Origin of the sequence: Caldisphaera lagunensis DSM 15908 (assembly GCF_000317795.1) — an archaeon.
GTDB classification, from domain to species: Archaea; Thermoproteota; Thermoprotei_A; order Sulfolobales; family Acidilobaceae; genus Caldisphaera; species Caldisphaera lagunensis.
Window position 1 is genome coordinate 1,064,744 of the sequence record NC_019791.1, and the last position, 16,153, is coordinate 1,080,896.

General features: G+C 29.3%; 17 protein-coding genes. 5 read left to right on the forward strand and 12 right to left on the reverse strand.

What is annotated here, in order from left to right; translation table 11 throughout:
* The first annotated feature begins 6 nt into the window (after positions 1–6).
* Positions 7–1,278 carry a hypothetical protein gene (locus CALAG_RS05145; protein ID WP_015232675.1) on the forward strand — a complete coding sequence of 424 codons (1,272 nt, stop codon included), beginning with the start codon at positions 7–9 and terminating at the stop codon, positions 1,276–1,278.
* On the opposite strand, the gene sat is transcribed toward CALAG_RS05145, so the two are convergent.
* Positions 1,275–2,420 carry a sulfate adenylyltransferase gene (gene sat, locus CALAG_RS05150; protein ID WP_015232676.1) on the reverse strand — a complete coding sequence of 382 codons (1,146 nt, stop codon included), beginning with the start codon at positions 2,418–2,420 and terminating at the stop codon, positions 1,275–1,277. The two genes, CALAG_RS05145 and sat, sit on opposite strands and share 4 nt — an antisense overlap.
* A gap of 10 nt (positions 2,421–2,430) precedes the next feature.
* Positions 2,431–2,670: a ribbon-helix-helix domain-containing protein gene (locus CALAG_RS05155; protein ID WP_015232677.1), complete on the reverse strand. Its 240-nt coding sequence runs from the start codon at positions 2,668–2,670 to the stop codon at positions 2,431–2,433.
* Positions 2,671–2,789: 119 nt separating this feature from the next.
* Between CALAG_RS05155 and cysC the strand changes: the two genes are divergently transcribed.
* The gene (gene cysC, locus CALAG_RS05160) at positions 2,790–3,335 is read left to right on the forward strand and encodes an adenylyl-sulfate kinase (protein WP_048816776.1); all 546 of its coding nucleotides are present in this window, start codon (positions 2,790–2,792) and stop codon (positions 3,333–3,335) included.
* 227 nt (positions 3,336–3,562) lie between these two features.
* Here the strand turns inward: cysC and CALAG_RS05165 are convergent, their stop codons facing one another.
* On the reverse strand, positions 3,563–3,772 hold the full coding sequence (locus CALAG_RS05165) for a CopG family transcriptional regulator (RefSeq protein ID WP_157463204.1): 210 nt from the start codon (positions 3,770–3,772) through the stop codon (positions 3,563–3,565).
* Between the two features lie 127 nt (positions 3,773–3,899).
* Between CALAG_RS05165 and CALAG_RS05170 the strand changes: the two genes are divergently transcribed.
* Complete coding sequence (locus CALAG_RS05170; protein WP_015232680.1) at positions 3,900–4,733, forward strand: 7-cyano-7-deazaguanine synthase; 834 nt, start codon at positions 3,900–3,902, stop codon at positions 4,731–4,733.
* Between the two features lie 129 nt (positions 4,734–4,862).
* Here CALAG_RS05170 and CALAG_RS05175 read toward each other — a convergent pair whose 3' ends face one another.
* On the reverse strand, positions 4,863–5,264 hold the full coding sequence (locus CALAG_RS05175; protein WP_015232681.1) for a hypothetical protein: 402 nt from the start codon (positions 5,262–5,264) through the stop codon (positions 4,863–4,865).
* 131 nt (positions 5,265–5,395) lie between these two features.
* On the opposite strand from CALAG_RS05175, the gene CALAG_RS05180 reads away from it, so the two are divergent.
* Together CALAG_RS05180 and CALAG_RS05185 are read left to right on the forward strand one after the other, a co-directional pair.
* Positions 5,396–5,806, forward strand: coding sequence for a hypothetical protein (locus CALAG_RS05180; protein WP_015232682.1), 411 nt, complete (start codon positions 5,396–5,398; stop codon positions 5,804–5,806).
* Positions 5,807–5,860: 54 nt separating this feature from the next.
* Positions 5,861–6,217: a transcriptional regulator gene (locus CALAG_RS05185; protein WP_157463205.1), complete on the forward strand. Its 357-nt coding sequence runs from the start codon at positions 5,861–5,863 to the stop codon at positions 6,215–6,217.
* Here CALAG_RS05185 and CALAG_RS05190 read toward each other — a convergent pair.
* The 8 genes from CALAG_RS05190 to CALAG_RS05225 form a co-directional block, all read right to left on the reverse strand.
* A complete protein-coding gene (locus CALAG_RS05190) occupies positions 6,209–7,204 on the reverse strand; it encodes a Gfo/Idh/MocA family protein (protein WP_048816777.1) in 996 nt (331 codons plus the stop codon). The genes CALAG_RS05185 and CALAG_RS05190 overlap by 9 nt on opposite strands.
* A gap of 49 nt (positions 7,205–7,253) precedes the next feature.
* Positions 7,254–7,442: a hypothetical protein gene (locus CALAG_RS05195; protein ID WP_015232685.1), complete on the reverse strand. Its 189-nt coding sequence runs from the start codon at positions 7,440–7,442 to the stop codon at positions 7,254–7,256.
* Positions 7,443–7,455: 13 nt separating this feature from the next.
* Positions 7,456–8,445, reverse strand: a complete 990-nt coding sequence (locus CALAG_RS05200; protein WP_015232686.1) for an ABC transporter ATP-binding protein — start codon at positions 8,443–8,445, stop codon at positions 7,456–7,458.
* Positions 8,423–9,364, reverse strand: coding sequence for an ABC transporter ATP-binding protein (locus tag CALAG_RS05205; protein ID WP_015232687.1), 942 nt, complete (start codon positions 9,362–9,364; stop codon positions 8,423–8,425). The genes CALAG_RS05200 and CALAG_RS05205 overlap by 23 nt, the downstream gene beginning before the upstream one ends.
* Position 9,365: 1 nt before the next feature.
* Positions 9,366–10,715, reverse strand: coding sequence for an ABC transporter permease (locus CALAG_RS05210; protein ID WP_015232688.1), 1,350 nt, complete (start codon positions 10,713–10,715; stop codon positions 9,366–9,368).
* Between the two features lies 1 nt (position 10,716).
* Entirely contained in the window at positions 10,717–11,775 is a 1,059-nt protein-coding gene (locus tag CALAG_RS05215; protein ID WP_015232689.1) for an ABC transporter permease, read from the reverse strand.
* A 73-nt stretch (positions 11,776–11,848) separates the two neighbouring features.
* A complete protein-coding gene (locus CALAG_RS05220; protein WP_015232690.1) occupies positions 11,849–14,551 on the reverse strand; it encodes an ABC transporter substrate-binding protein in 2,703 nt (900 codons plus the stop codon).
* A 131-nt stretch (positions 14,552–14,682) separates the two neighbouring features.
* The gene (locus tag CALAG_RS05225; RefSeq protein WP_015232691.1) at positions 14,683–16,140 is read right to left on the reverse strand and encodes an ABC transporter substrate-binding protein; all 1,458 of its coding nucleotides are present in this window, start codon (positions 16,138–16,140) and stop codon (positions 14,683–14,685) included.
* Between the last annotated feature and the right edge of the window lie 13 nt (positions 16,141–16,153).

Consider the following 16,153-nt stretch of genomic DNA (forward strand, 5'->3'; position numbering starts at 1 on the left):
TAATTAATGCTAAGCAATAGGCTATTAGCAATAGCTATTATTTTTTCTTTTTTCATACTTTCTTCATTTATGTTCTCCATTTATGGTATCAATAATAAAACAGATCAAGCAGTTCTAGTAAAAACTAATATGAGCATGTTATATTATGAGCCATATAGAAATCCTATGATTGTTTTTAGTAATAACTCAAAAACTATTATAGTTAACAGAAAACAATTTGAAATAAATGGGTTAAATAGCATAAGTGCATGTAGTTATAAAGAAAATTTTATTGCATTATCGGGCTATTATAATAATATTCCTTCAATAGCAATTTTTAATGGAAGCAATTACACTATTTATTTGTTGGGCTTACACTCTTCACCAAATTATATTTATTGTTTAAATAATGGAATTGTTTTTACAGGATTAAATAATATAAATCCATATATTGCATTTCTTAATTTTAGCAATAATCAGATAAAATTGTATCAAGTAGATACATATTTGGGAACTCCTTCATCATTATATTTCTATAATAATACTTTCATTATAACATTTAATAACAATAATGTATTATTATTTAAAAACAATAGTTATGTAATTTCATTTCCATCATCAATAAGCATAGATAGTATTTTCGCTTATAATAGCTTATACTTTGCTGGATCTATAAGCAACAATACAACGAATGGCTTCTTATTTAATAGCAATAATAGATCATATATAATAGGATTAAATAATTATCAAGGATTCATAGGTGCAGGAGTTGATAATTATAACGGCTATTCTCTTCTTTATAGACCTTATTCAACATGGAGTTACCTAATAACTATAATAGAAAATAAATACGTTTATACGACAATGATAGGATTATCATATCCATTTACACTTAATTATGAAGGCCATTACGATAAGGGATTATGGTTTACGGGAGAAATGACGATAGGAAATAATGATTATCAAGCAGGATTTTATATTAATGGAACCTTAAATGGTGATATAGGGTACAAACTTCCTATTGGATATACCTTATCTAATGATCCAATAGTGTCAAAAGGTTTTATTAAAGAAATTAATATATCATATCAAAAAACTTACGTTAATACAACTAAAATAAATATACAATTTAATAAAACAACAGGTTCTCCAATTATAACAAATGATTTAAAAATAGAATATTTAAATTTCTACATAAATAAATATATAATATTAGGTGAATCATTACTAGTTTCAATATTTATTAGTTTAATAATATATTGTGTCTTAGCCAAAAATTATAATTGGAATTGTTTTTAGAAAAAGGGATTTTTATATGATAAAATTACATCAACCACTTCCGGTCTCATTATATATTCAGACGGTCTTTCTCCCTTCATTATCAAATTTCTTATTTGAGTCCCACTAATTTTTATTCTATCTTCATCTGAGTGAGGACAGATCTTATCATTAGTCATAGTTTTACATTTTTTACAATAAAATGCCTCCCTTATGAAAAGAGGCGTTATTCCTAAATCTGGAAATTCTTCAAAAATTCTCCATGATTCGTAAGGAGCATAATAATCGCCAACGCCAGCATGATCTCTTCCAATAATTATATGGGTAGCACCAAAATTTTTCCTAATTATTGCATGATGAATTGCTTCTTTAGGTCCAGCATAATTCATTTCCATTCTTAAAATGCTAAACACATAACTATCTTTTGGAAAATAATTGTTTAGCAATGCTTTATAAGAATTAACTATTACATCATCTACAAAATCTCCTTTTTTCTTCCAACCTAACAATGGATTTATAAATAAGCCATCAACAAATGTTAATGCAGCTTTCATTACATATTCATGACCCATATGAGGGGCATTCCTAGTTTGAAATGCTGCTATATTTTTCATATTTAAATGGTCAAATAAAACCCTTGTATCTTTTGGAAACAATCTTACATTCTCATAAATTTCCGGAATATCTCTTAACAAAGTTATTGGCCCAGAAATAATTTTATCTTTTCTATTATATATTTTCTCTACCCCAGGATGTTCCACTGATTTAGTTTTGTATATATAATAGGCATATTCCTTCTTATCCCATGAAAATATCTCTTCTACCCTCAATATTGCTATATTGATATTGTTATAACTAAGAACAACTTCATCTCCTTCTTTTATATTAGCTATATCATTATTATCAACATCTAAAATTATTGGTATTGTCCATGGAATATCATTTTCTAATCTCATATTTTTTAAAACTGATTCATAATCATTGTATCCCATAAAGCCCTCTAAAGGTGAATATACTCCATGAGCAATATTTTCGATATCATAAGCCCTTCCCTCATTTACATTTATTTTTAACATTTTTTCTGAATCTTCTTGCAGCCTTTCTAAACTTTTTCCAGTTCTAGTTCTATCAATTAGTCTCCCACCATGAGGTTTAGAAACCATAATTTCACCGTTATATGTATCCTAATTTTTTCAGCCTTTCTATAATTTCCTTCTTTTCTTCTTCAGAAATGTTTGATGATACTTTTTCCTGTTCCATACTTGCAACGACATCTCTCAATACATAAATAACGAATTGAGAAACACTAGTAAATCCTGTCCCATTTATTAAATTTTTTATCCTATCATACAATGTAATTGGTATTGATACAGTCGTGTATTTTGAACTTTGTTCACCAACTCTCTGCTTCATTTTCTCACCTCTTAATTAAATTTAATTAGAAGTTTAATAATATTTAATTAAAAATGTATATACGATTTAATGTAAGTTAGACTTAAATATGCAAAATTATAATATAATTTGTGATAAAAATGAAATGCCTCGATAAAGGTTTGGTATTTTGGCTTACAGGATTATCTGGAAGCGGTAAAACTACTATAGGAAATTTAGTTAAAGAAAGGTTAAGGAAAGAAGGTTATAAGGCAGAAATTATTGATGGCGATTGGTTTAGACAAAATATAGATCAAAATGCAGGATATACTAAAGAAGAGAGAAGAAAACATTTAATAAGAGTAGCAAATTTTGTAAAAATTTTAGCCAGGAATGGTGTAATTACAATATGCAGTTTTGTTTCTCCTTATGAGGATGTAAGAAATGAGGTGAAAAATATCATAAAAAGTGAAGCAGATTTTTATTTAATCTATGTAAAATGCGATTTAGAAGAATGCATAAAAAGAGATCCAAAGGGATTATATAAAAAAGCATTAAAAGGGGAAATTAAAAATTTCACTGGAATAGATGATCCATATGAAGAACCTAAAGAATACGATTTGTTGCTAGATACTGTTAATAATTCTATAGAAGAAAATGTAAATAAATTATATGAATTTATAAATAAAAAAATTAACGAAAAGTAGATTACTAACAGTTAAAAATAATTATATATAATACTTTAAAAATTTATTATTATAAAAAGTGTTGAACGATTTATTAAATAATTTATTATAGAACAAAATTATAAACCTAATAAATAATTAAATCAAAATTACAACTAATAAATGTCATTTAGGTTATAGTAAGTATCAAAAATGGTTTATAATCCCCCTATTATCAATCATATAAATCGTTAAATAAATTTAAAAAATTACATATATCCTAGTCTTTTTAATCTATCTTTTACCTTTTCCTCATCTTCTTTAGTCATAACTTCATTTGTTGATTGATCCAATAATTCATTTAGCATAAATTCAACCAATTCATCTACAGAATTAAATGTTCCTTGTTCTTTAATGTATTTTTTGATCTTTTCATATAAATCCTTTGACACATAAACTACTTCTTTTTCTTGACTCATATTCTTCACCAAATAATAAGCAATCATACAAAATATTAAGTTTTTTCCTTAAACCTTTTAACAATAAAACTCTTTTTAAGGATTAAAGTTAAAAATATTAAACTTAAATTAAAAAGAGGATGCAAAAATGTCTAGCTTAGGGATAAAACCTACCATTAAACAGCCATGCAAAGCAGTATCTATTATGAGTGGTGGACCTGACTCTACTTGCTATACTGCCTTATGGCTTTCAAGAGGTTGTGATGTACATGTATTAAGTTTCATCTATGGACAAAAAGGAAATAAAGAAGTCGAAATAGCAAAAGAAATGATAAAAAAACTTAATAATTTATCTAAAAAATTTAATAATTTTGGCAAAATAGTTGAGCATAAAGTCGTTGATATGTCATTTATGGGTGAACTTTGGAAGGAAACACAATTAACTGACAATAGTGTAAAAGTAGAGGAATCTTATATGCCAAGTGTTGTTGTACCTATAAGGAATGTTGTAATGTTATCAATAGCAACAGCATATGCATATAGCATTTTACAAAACTATAAAGGAAACATTTATATAATCTATGGTTCCCATTATGATGATATTAAGCCTAGAGAAGATACTTATGAACCTCTATATCCAGATTGTAGTCCAGAATGTATTGAATCTCTGCAATCTTCTTTTAAAATATGTCATTTTAGAGGAGATAGGAACATAGAGATTTGGTCTCCTAGCAAAGAAGGATATAAAAAATCAGATCTAATAAAAACTTGTTATGGAATATTAGAAAATTCCATATATGATACGTGGAGTTGCTATTTAAGCGAAAAATATCATTGTGGAAAATGCGAATCATGTAAAAATAGACATAGTGCTTTTATAAAAGCAGGTTTAAATGATTGTACGAAATACCTTAATCCAATCGATGATTCATTTGTTAAGGTTGATGATTATTATATTAGTAAGGATTGCATTCAAAAATGAATATTTATAAAAATCATTATCTTTTTTGATAAATATTTTTGTAATTGTTAACCGGGGGGTTAACAATGTACTTTGCAAATATACCAAAAATATCAGGAAATTTAAATGAGATATTTTAATTTATTTATGTTATTTAATAGATCTTCTCAATCTTTTTTTCTTAACTAATTTATAATTATATCTCAACAAAAGAATTGGAATTATAAATGGCAATATTTTTGGCAAACTTTTCAGCGAATCTAGCGCTATATGCTTTATCAAATTGTCATCTGGATTAACCCTATCTCTATGCACTATATAATATGTATCATATTCTCTAACATGTGCACAGCTTCCATCTATCAAAGTTTTCCTCCAATCATATTTTTCTCCATTATATTCCCCATAGGATCGCTTATACCCGGATTCTTTTGGATGTCCAATATTTGTCTTTTTTATTAAAACATGGTAATGATATGGTCTATAATAAAGAAATCTCTCTACATCAGACCATTCAAGGTTTGAATTTAGTATTTCAGATACCTTTTCCATTCTTAGATGCTCCTATTTCAATATTACATAAAATTTTATTTAACATTTGATATATAGATACATATAAGTTAACAAATATTTTTGCCTCTAAAAAATTTAAAGCCTTAATCATACCCTTTAAATGATTAAAAATGAGTATAGATTGCAATGATAAAATAGTAAAAATTATAGAAAGTTTAATAAAAAAGGGACTTGGTAAAAATTGTATAGAATCCATGTTATATTTTGATTATAAAATATCACTTAACAATAAAGAATTTTTGAATTATTATGATATTGCATTTAATTGCCTATACAAAATTAGAAATAAAGAGCAAGAAAATAAAGATGTTTGCAACAATGAAATAGTTAAAGATATAGTTTTATTAATATTTAAAGGATATAATGAAAAAACAATTAAACTTAAAATCTATAAAAAATATTCTATGCATAAAAGCAAAAATGGAGAATATATCAGATTAACTTTAAGAGATATAGACAATTATTACGAAATTTCTAAAAAATGCATAAATTATAAAAAATTGAGTTCTGAAGATATATAAATAAAATATATAAATATTTAATCTTTAGGCAACATTAATATTTTGGTGAGTTGTATGTCTTTAGATATAAAATCTTTATTAAGTCTTCCTGAAAACAAAAGGGAGGAGACTTTAAAAAGTATTTTTTCATCATTATTAGGATTACAACAGGATCAAGTTGTTAATGCCTTAACAGATTTTCTTAAAGGACTTCAAACATATGCTAATGATAATCAATATAAGGAAGTTTGCAAGACAAACTTAAAAATAATATCATCATTGCCAGACAATGTTGCAAAACAAGTTATAGCAATGAGGCTTCAAGCGCAAAATAATTTACCAGAAAATATGAAAAATAGGGACAAAAAAGTATTAAATGATGCTATAAATGAATCCCCATACAAAGAAAAAATACTAAAATTGCTAAGCTAATTGCTTAAAACAATTTGAATCATATATATCTAAAACCGCCCTTAAATCCCTTAAAGCTATTTCTGGAGGCATGGGTACTTGTGTTTCATTAATTATTGAATCTATAAACCCCTTTAATTCATCTTTTATTGAATCAGAGTCTGGTATTTCAACCCTATTATTATTATAAATTATATCACCAAACCTTCTTACATACTTAGTCTTTCCAGATATTTCTACTTTTCTTGTATAAGGATCTTCATATATTGTTCCTTTTTCTCCATAAACTTCAAAAGCAGGAACTAAAGGTGAATTATTCATCCCCCAACTGAAAATCAATGTTCCTTTGGCCCCATTTTTGAAATTAATTATCGCAACGGTTGTATCTTCCCCTTCCATATCTACATAAGTTTTATAGCTAATTGAACATATCTTATCATAACTTCCACCTAAATTAAGCATAGCATCAACAAAATGTATTCCTCCATCTATTAAAGCGCCTCCTCCCATCGATTGTTTATTTTTTCTCCAAGTTCTTGGTTGGTTATATGTTGAATATCTAACTATAATTGAATATATCTTCCCTAGTTCATTATTAGTTAACTCAACTGCTTTTCTTATAGATGAGTCAAAATAATAATTCTCTGCTACCATAAATTTAACCTTGCTAATTTTAGCTTTCTCAATTATTTTTGTTGCTTCTTCTACAGTTCTAGCAATAGGTTTTTCTAAGATAACGTGTTTTTTTCTCTCCATTGCTTTAACACTCATATCTAAATGTGAATCGTGACTCACAATTAAATCAACTATATCAACATCTGATGACAATATCTCATCATATGAGGTAAATATGCCGGAAGCCATAAATTCTTTTCCCAACTTTTCTGCTTCACTTTTATCTGAACTAAATACATATAACTTTAAATCATATCCCTCATTTTTCAACTTATTTAATGCATAAAGGTGAACTCTACCAAATCCTCTACTTCCTACCACTGCAATTTTCAAAACTTACACCATAACTATTACTATGGAAGAAAATTAAATAATTATCTTATTATTTTTTAAAAACCTTTGTTAAAAATTCAACCAACCCCCTTAACCCTATTAATGCACCTGCCAAACTAAACGACATAGCAAATACTAAAATCCACAAATTTTGATAAGCTTTGCCAAAATAAGTTAAAACAAAAGAAAACAATAACATAAAAAAACCAATTATTATTTCCTTAAAGTATTTCTCCATAGTTTCACTTCTCTTAATAAAGCCAGCATGCAACTTCATGATCTGAACTTATTTCTTTTAATTGTGGATTCTGTTCAAGACATTTTTGCGTTGCAAAGGGACACCTATCATAAAATGGACAACCGTTAGAAACAATCTTTCCTTCTTCTTTAACATTTACTGTCTTATAAGTATCCTTTAAAGTCGGATCAATTCTAGGATATGCTTCCAATAATGCCTTAGTATAGGGATGCAATGGATCTGTTAAAACTGTTTTTGCATTGCCTGCTTCTACAATTTTTCCTTTATACATAACAGCTATCCTATTTGCAATTATCTTTGCAATTGGTAATTCGTGAGTTATAAATAAAATTGTTATACCAGTTTCCTTATTTATTTTGCTTAAAACTTCAACTATTTCCCCTTTTAATGATGCATCAAGCATGGTAACTGGCTCATCAGCAACTAAAAACTTTGGATCTAATGATAATGCTCTAGCTATGCTAAGCCTCTGCCTTTGCCCACCAGATAATTGAAAAACATAGTTTTGTACCAAATCATATGGAAGTCCAACCATTTTTAGAGATTGCTCAATCTTCTTATTTATTTCCTCCTTTGATTTTATTCCTGCATATTTTAATGGCTGTTCCATTGCATTATATACCTTCATGTATGGATCAATAGATGAGTATGGATCTTGATAAATCATTTGCAATTCTCTTCTTACCTTTTTTATATGCTTAGCTTTAGGATCTATTAAAATAGGATTATTACCATCTCTATTATAAATTACTTGTCCAGAGGTTGGTTTTTGCAACCCAATTAAAGTTCTACCTAATGTGGTTTTACCGCTACCGCTTTCTCCTACTAATGCTAATACTTCTTTCCTCCTAATCTTCAAGTTTATTCCATCTAAAGCCTTTGTTATAAGAGGTTTTGATAGAAAACCTCCTTTTGTAAAGTATACTTTTAAATCTTTTATGTAAAATATATAATTAGGATCAATATAACCAACATGAGACATATCTATCACCTTCCAATCTTTTCAGCTCAGGCTCTTTCTTTTTGCATATATCCATAACAAAAGGACATCTATTGCTAAACCTACACCCGCTTGGCAAGTTTGCCAAATCAGGCATAAATCCAGGTATACCTTTAATATAATCTTTATTTATATCAGCAATCGCCTCGATTAATAATTGTGTATATGGATGTTTTGGATTTTTATATATATCTAATGAATTACCTCTTTCCATAATTCCTCCAGCATACATTATATATAATTTATCCGATATTTCTGAAAGCAATGCTAGATCATGAGTTATAAATATTATTGATAAATTTAATTCTTTTTTTAATTTTTTTAACAAATTTATTATTTTAGCCTGTGTTATTACATCTAATGCCGTTGTAGGCTCATCGCATATTAGTATTTCAGGATTTAATGCCAATGCCATTGCTATAAATGCCCTTTGCCTCATTCCACCAGATAATTCATGTGGATACTTGTTAGCGACGCTTTCATCTAGTTCTACCATATTTAATAATTCCTTAATTCTTGATTCGTAATCACCGTTATATTCATGAATTTCCATTACTTCCCTTATCTGATCCCCTATCTTAAAAACTGGTGTAAAACCGTTCATAGATCCTTGGAATATCATTGCAATTTTCTTCCATCTTATTTTCTTATTAAATTCATCTTCACTCATTTTTAATATGTTTTCTCCATTAAAATATATTTCCCCAGAAACTATTCTTCCAGGATATGTGATAAGTCTCATTATCCCTAATGCTAATGTGCTCTTGCCTGATCCACTTTCTCCAGCTATTCCTATAACCTCTCCTTTATTTAATTCCAAATCTACCCTATCTACAGCCTTCCTAACTCCTTTTGGTGTATAAAAATGAATAGACAAATTTTTAATGCTTAATATAGGCATTTTACTTACCTCCAAAAATTGCCTTTTCTATAGCAAAACCTATCATTACAAAAGGTATAGATACCAATATTATCATGATACCAGGGAAGAGAATCCACCACCACCAACCATTTACTGCCGCAAAGTTTGATTCTGCACTATTTAATATTGTACCCCATGTTAATATACCATATGGTGCTAACCCTAAAAATGCTAGTGTTTGCACTAATATTATTGCTGCCGGGACTCCTAATGCAGTATATGCTATGGCAAATGGAGTCAATCTTGGCATGAAATGAGTTAAAAATGTTCTATAAGATGGTATTCCCAATACTTTATCCGCTTCAACAAATACTTCATTTTTGATACTTTGAGCTGCAGATCTTGCAATTATAGCATAAAATGGCCAACTTAAAAATGCTATTAATAATGACTCTAATAAAAGATTAGGTCTCATAACAAATGATAAGACAACTAAAAATGGTAGTGCAGGTAAAACTAATATTACTAACGTTAACCAATTTAACCCTGAATCAACCTTACCACCAAGATAACCTGAAATACCCCCAACGATTACCCCTCCTATAACAGAAATAATTGACGTAAGTAGACCAATTTCCAATGCATTAGAAAAACCTAATAATATACCTAAATCTAAAGGTCTCCCATCAATATCTGTTCCAAATAACCCATATGCATTTCCTTCTAAATAAATTCTATTTGATAAGATTTTAACATTTTGAGAAGAGATTATAGTAACAACTGCCTTATAAGTTCCTTTCATAGCTGTTCCATTCAATAAATTAGGCCCAGGATAACCAAACAATGCTTTGCTTAATATCGGAGCTGTTATTTGAGAAGGAACTGTTTTAACCTGAGTAGCTATATAACTTTGTATTGAACTAGAAAAAGATACCAAATCATTTATATTTCCAGGAGAAGAAGATATCGACATTGTAAAATTATTTCCATTAGGTTTTATCCATAAAACCTGAAGGCTTTGTAAACTTCCATTTGTACTTAAATAAAAAACTACATCTGATGGAGGTACATCTTTATTCCATGTAAAGTTATACGTAATTTGATATATATTTAACCCATTTCCAGAATAAATTAAACTAGGTTTTGATGTATATGATACTGTAGTAAATATTTTAGATGGATTAAAAATTGACATCCACGCTGGTTGTGCTACTTTTGGATAAGTTTCCCAATATGGTATGTTCTTCCATTCTTGTGAAACATAACCATAATTAACTACACCATAAATAGATAAGATAACATAAATAATAATCATTATTATTCCTATAAGACCTGATTTATTTTTAATTAATACATTTATATATGATTTAATACCTACTTCATTAGACATATCATTCACCTGCTTTTATTCTCGGATCTAATATTCCCTTAACTAACTCATCAATGAAAAGAGCTATTAGTAAAATTACTGTTAAAACAAAAGTAATTCCTAATATAACAGGTACATCTTCTAGCAATATAGCAACATAAGTTAACCATCCGACTCCATGCCAATTAAAAACTATCTCTGTTGTAAGACCCCCAGCAAAAGAGCCTGCTATGGCCAAGGCAACCTGAGTTGAAATAGATGGTGATGCAGTTCTCAATATATGTCTATATAAAATCCTTGAGTCTGGTAAACCTCTTGCTTTTGCTGTTGTTACAAAATCTTCTTTTGTGACGCTTATAACAAGACTTCTAACAACATAAGCAAATCCTCCAACATTTACTATAAAAAACGCTAATAAAGGCAATGCCATATGATAGAGTAAGTTAATAGCATACATAAAGGGTTCTTTGGGAGGCGGAACTGAAACAATTCCTCCAGGAGGAAATATCTTTATACCATATGCTAATGCTGCTATTAAAAGAAATCCAAGCCACCAGGTAGGTAAACTAGAATGTATTATAGCAATAGTTGGAATAATTTTATCCCATGCTGTACCTGCATACCTAGCTGATAAAAGACCTAATATTGTACCAATTACAATAACTATAATAGTACCAGTAGTGAACAATAATATGGTATAAGGTAAATATGCAGCAATTATATCAGCAACCTTTATACTTCCAGAAGGAGCGCTTAAAAAATATGCATTTCCAAACCTGAATAATAACAAATTTTTCATTTGAATCGCATATTTTATAAAAATTGGTTGATTTAATCCATAAGCACTTAATAATGATTGCTTATATTTATCTGCTAATAAATTAACTTGGGTTATATTAACAGCATGTCCCGCAGATTTTTTAAGAAATGAAGATCTAAAAGCTGCGACATCAGTATTGACTGTTGCTAATAAAGACTTTTGTATAATGGGATATGTAAATAAATATAAAATACTCATGGCAGCAATTAATACTGTTATGTAAATTATAATCTCCTTTACTAGGTATGCTTTATAACCCATAATTTTTCCCCAGTAGCATTTTAATAAAAAATAAAAATAGGTTTATATTTTTATAGCAAAATGATATTTATATTTATCTTCTTCTAACCAATAAAACTGCCGCAACTATTACTATAATTACAATCACAACTGCTACTGCGATTATTGTTGTTGTTGATGTGGTTGATGTTGTGGTTGATGTTGTGGTGGTTGATGGAGTTGTGGTTGATGTTGTGGTGGTTGATGGAGTTGTGGTTGATGTGGTTGATGTTGTGGTTGATGTTGTGGTGGTTGATGGAGTTGTGGTTGATGTGGTTGATGTTGTGGTTGATGTTGTGGTGGTTGATGGTACTACAAATAAGGAATATACTACAGGGAACATGAATATGTTTTGATATGTGTAGGCATATGCTCTTAAATAATACTTACCTGTAGGTAGATTACTTGGTAAGGTTATTTCAAAGTTCCCATTAGCTCCTGTTGTTGTATTATATACCTTAACAACATTCCCATTACTATCTATTAATTGAGCATAAACTATAACATTTGGAGCTGGTTGTTGCGAAACTTTAGATCCATTATCAGGTGTTTGAGATACGGTTCCAGTTAATGTTTGCCCTGGTGTTAATATAGTTGGCACATTAATGCTAGTTGTGTATATCATAGGTGTAGCCAATACTACACTTGGCAGCGTCATGTTAAAATATGGATTTCTCTTTAATATAGCTCCTGTATTGACATTATAACTGGTTAGCATAAAAGGTCCGTTGCTTACAAATGCATTCCCATAAGTATTAATATAGTTAATTAATGCTTGATAACCGCTTTGTGCACTAGATGGTGTAACTAATGTGACCCCACTTAAGTTTTGTACTTCAAGCAATGTAGGTGATATATAATTTGTAGATGAGAAGTTTTGCAATGCACTTAATATATTAGAGACGTCTTTTAAGTTAACAATGCTTAGCCAATCTACTCCTTTCTGTTCTGCAGTAGGTTGATCCCATGCAGCCATTCCTGATGATACCAATTTATTCATAGCTGAATATAATTGCCATGGGAATAAGGATGCTGGACTATAACCTCCCAAAGGTAAGAAATCACCTAATAATGTTTCTGCAGCATATAATGGATCAAAGAATCTTACATTACCCCATATTTCTATTGCTGTTGAGTTTATTATCTTAAATCCACTTATTGAATTTATAAATGAACTATAGAATCCTTGAACTGCCGAATCACTTATTGAATTATTAGGTGATACCATCTTAGCAGCTTCTAAATAAATATTTAATATATCTGCAAGTGTCACGTTTTGTCCATCAGCAAACTTAGTATTTTGTATTATTGGTGCAAAATTAGCTATTATTGCGAGCTGTGCATATGTGTTTGGTTCTACCCTTTGTAACTTATTTGCAGTTGTGTTGTAAACTAATGCATCTTGTGGAACTAATATGCTAGTTGTATTAGATTCATTAACTACCTTAAGTATAACACCAGTTGGAACTGTATATCCATTTGGTCCAGCTTCGCTTAAGGGATATATGAGCGCATAAGCTAAGTCTACAGAATATGCATCTGTAAATCCAAAGCCTGGATTCATAGCTCCTTGGGATAAATACCTAACCCCTATTGTTGCTACTCCTGATGGAGTATACATTGTCATGTAGTTAGGAGTATTTAGTACTGATCCATAATATATTGATGGAAGAACCCCTTGTAATGTAGGGCTTCCATAAATTGGTATAAAAGATCTAGCAATAAATACTCTTATTGATTCATTCATACCTAATGAAACTAATTGATTTAGAAGACTATAATATTGCTTTGATGTATTGAAGTTTGTGTTTAATAATTGTAAAGATATATTATCAATTTCTGTTTGCATTTTTAATAAATCAGGTGTTTCTCTAGCTGAATCATTATATGAACCAAATGATAAGTATAATTGGCTTGTAGCAGGAACTGCACTGTACCAAGTTGAATAAAATTCTACTGGGTTTCCATATTCATAATATGAGTATCCTCCACTCCATGATTCTATTGCAATATTCCAAGTAGAATTTGCAGGATCACTACCATATATAAGCAAGTTTTGTTTAGCTAAGTTTCCTGATATAGTTTGTACAGTAAAACCTAATTGCTCTAATTCATTTATTAGATCAGATGCATATTCTTGTCTTATAATTGTATCAGTTCTTACAAAGAAATAAATTGTTATTGGTTTACCATTATAATACCATTTTCCATTTATATATTGGGCACCGTGTTTGATTAATGTATTATATATTGTTTGATTTGCATATGTTAAATTATAAGTTATTCCAACATATTTTGCAGTTGCATTAGATGTTGCTAAAGCCTCATATTCCCCAGCATATGGACCATACTCAGGCATTCCATAACCTCCTAATATTTGTTGTACGAAGAACTGCCTATTTACTAAATAATTAACAGCATATCTAACAGGTTGGAACATAAATGGATTAAATCCCCAAGTAGTGTTCACTGGGTTTAATAATACATCATAAATTCCGACAGGCATTATATAAACAGAGACATTTGATGGTAATGAAGTTATTTTAGAAGGGGGTATAGGGAATGTGTACATCTGTATTGATCCAGATGTAAAAGCTTCTAATCCATTTAAATCATTTCCTCCAAAAGTCAGTACTGTTATTGTATTTAACCTTGGATACTGTGTTGTCTGTGCTTTACCATTAATATATGTATACGGTAAAACAAAGCTCAGCATCATTATTCCTAATAGAATTCCCACAAGTATTTTTCTAACCAAAATTCCTACCTCCATTAAGCCATTTTTGTTTATGTAATACAAGGTATATAAATTTTTCTATCCATTTAAAAAATTGAATAAAATAAAAATTATTTACTAGTATTATTTAGACAATTAATTATTAAGTAATTTTAACTATAATATGCTTGAAGAGCATTTATCCATTTTTGAGTTATTGTATTCATTACCTCTTGAGGATTATTTGTTTGATTTGATAAATATGAGAAAATACCATCAACCAAATAAGTAGTTAAAGTTGGAATTTGAGATGGAACTCCAGTTCCCACTCCAGCATATGCTTTTTGGGAAGCAATCAATGTTGCATTATATCTTTCTCTTATCAAATATGGAATTGAGGTATTTGATATTATTTGTTCAAATGCGATTTTTGAAACAGGAACTGATGATAGAACTTGAACTTGAGGACTGACCAAGAACTGTAAGAAAAGTTCTGCTGCCTTCACATGTGTTGAAAACTTGCTTATACCTAAAAATGTGGGTCCAGGTTCTGCATAACCTCCAGGTAATGGTGCAAATGCAAGATATTTACTGTAATTCTTTGGTATGGCATCTATTTGAGAATTCCACATAAATGCCCCAGGAGAAATATTTTGAGCAATTAGATCCGGTAAATTATCATAACCAACTGGTAATTGTAAAGGATTAGGTTCATAGTTAACAAGCTCTTTGTAAGTTATTAAAGCTTGGATCCCTACACTAGTATTTAATGCTATCATTGGGAACTTGCCTGTTGAATTAATACCGTAAAAATAAATACCCCAATTTGGCAAACCAGATGGGAGACCGTTGCTAACTGTTTTGTTGTTTTCATAATACCAATAATAAACTGCAGTATATGCATAATCTATATCATTTCCAGATGCACTATCAGCAATTAAAAATCCATATTTAGTTATATTGTGAGAAACAAAGAATTGATCTACATCTAAAACTTGAGTCCAATTCTTCCATGTCCATGGATTCAAGCTGAAGTGATATTCATTGTAAAATTCCTGTTGCAATTGTGTATTATTGAATAGTTTTGTATTATATGCCAAAATATAGAAACTTGAACCAAATAATATACCCACCATCTCATTTTTACCGTTTGTAGGATTATAATAATAACCTCCATCTGCCATAGCTCCGTTTAACAAATCACTTACATTAATGCCTGAATTATTTAATGGTAATAAATATGGCCAAAATTGGTATGCAGTTCCATGAGTGTATAAAACTATATCATATTGAGTAGAATTAGCTTGAAATGCTGTAGAAACTGCAGAGAAATATTGGCTATATGGTACTGTTATTAACTGTACTTTTATGTTTGGATATTGCTTCTCAAACATTGGAATTACAGTTTTATTAAGGAAATTAGCTCCTCCACCGCTATACATAAATACTGTTATTGTCTGCGGGGGTAGACTTGATGAAGACGATGTAGTTTGTATTGTAGTTGATGTAGATAACTTTTGTTTACTTCCATAATACAAAGAGAAAACAGCAACTCCAATTATAATTATTATAACAACAATAATTGAAGATAATAATTTCATAGATACACTATCCTTATATTTCTTGGACATCTTTTCACCGTTA

What these genes read in the sequence shown, in the direction of transcription:
- CALAG_RS05145 (WP_015232675.1), top strand. Translation starts at nt 7, where the DNA reads ATGCTAAGCAATAGGCTATTAGCAATAGCTATTATTTTTTCTTTTTTC.
- sat (WP_015232676.1), bottom strand. Translation starts at nt 2,420, where the DNA reads ATGGTTTCTAAACCTCATGGTGGGAGACTAATTGATAGAACTAGAACT.
- CALAG_RS05155 (WP_015232677.1), bottom strand. Translation starts at nt 2,670, where the DNA reads ATGAAGCAGAGAGTTGGTGAACAAAGTTCAAAATACACGACTGTATCA.
- cysC (WP_048816776.1), top strand. Translation starts at nt 2,790, where the DNA reads ATGAAATGCCTCGATAAAGGTTTGGTATTTTGGCTTACAGGATTATCT.
- CALAG_RS05165 (WP_157463204.1), bottom strand. Translation starts at nt 3,772, where the DNA reads ATGAGTCAAGAAAAAGAAGTAGTTTATGTGTCAAAGGATTTATATGAA.
- CALAG_RS05170 (WP_015232680.1), top strand. Translation starts at nt 3,900, where the DNA reads ATGTCTAGCTTAGGGATAAAACCTACCATTAAACAGCCATGCAAAGCA.
- CALAG_RS05175 (WP_015232681.1), bottom strand. Translation starts at nt 5,264, where the DNA reads ATGGAAAAGGTATCTGAAATACTAAATTCAAACCTTGAATGGTCTGAT.
- CALAG_RS05180 (WP_015232682.1), top strand. Translation starts at nt 5,396, where the DNA reads ATGAGTATAGATTGCAATGATAAAATAGTAAAAATTATAGAAAGTTTA.
- CALAG_RS05185 (WP_157463205.1), top strand. Translation starts at nt 5,861, where the DNA reads ATGTCTTTAGATATAAAATCTTTATTAAGTCTTCCTGAAAACAAAAGG.
- CALAG_RS05195 (WP_015232685.1), bottom strand. Translation starts at nt 7,442, where the DNA reads ATGGAGAAATACTTTAAGGAAATAATAATTGGTTTTTTTATGTTATTG.
- CALAG_RS05200 (WP_015232686.1), bottom strand. Translation starts at nt 8,445, where the DNA reads ATGTCTCATGTTGGTTATATTGATCCTAATTATATATTTTACATAAAA.
- CALAG_RS05205 (WP_015232687.1), bottom strand. Translation starts at nt 9,364, where the DNA reads ATGCCTATATTAAGCATTAAAAATTTGTCTATTCATTTTTATACACCA.
- CALAG_RS05210 (WP_015232688.1), bottom strand. Translation starts at nt 10,715, where the DNA reads ATGTCTAATGAAGTAGGTATTAAATCATATATAAATGTATTAATTAAA.
- CALAG_RS05215 (WP_015232689.1), bottom strand. Translation starts at nt 11,775, where the DNA reads ATGGGTTATAAAGCATACCTAGTAAAGGAGATTATAATTTACATAACA.
- CALAG_RS05225 (WP_015232691.1), bottom strand. Translation starts at nt 16,140, where the DNA reads ATGTCCAAGAAATATAAGGATAGTGTATCTATGAAATTATTATCTTCA.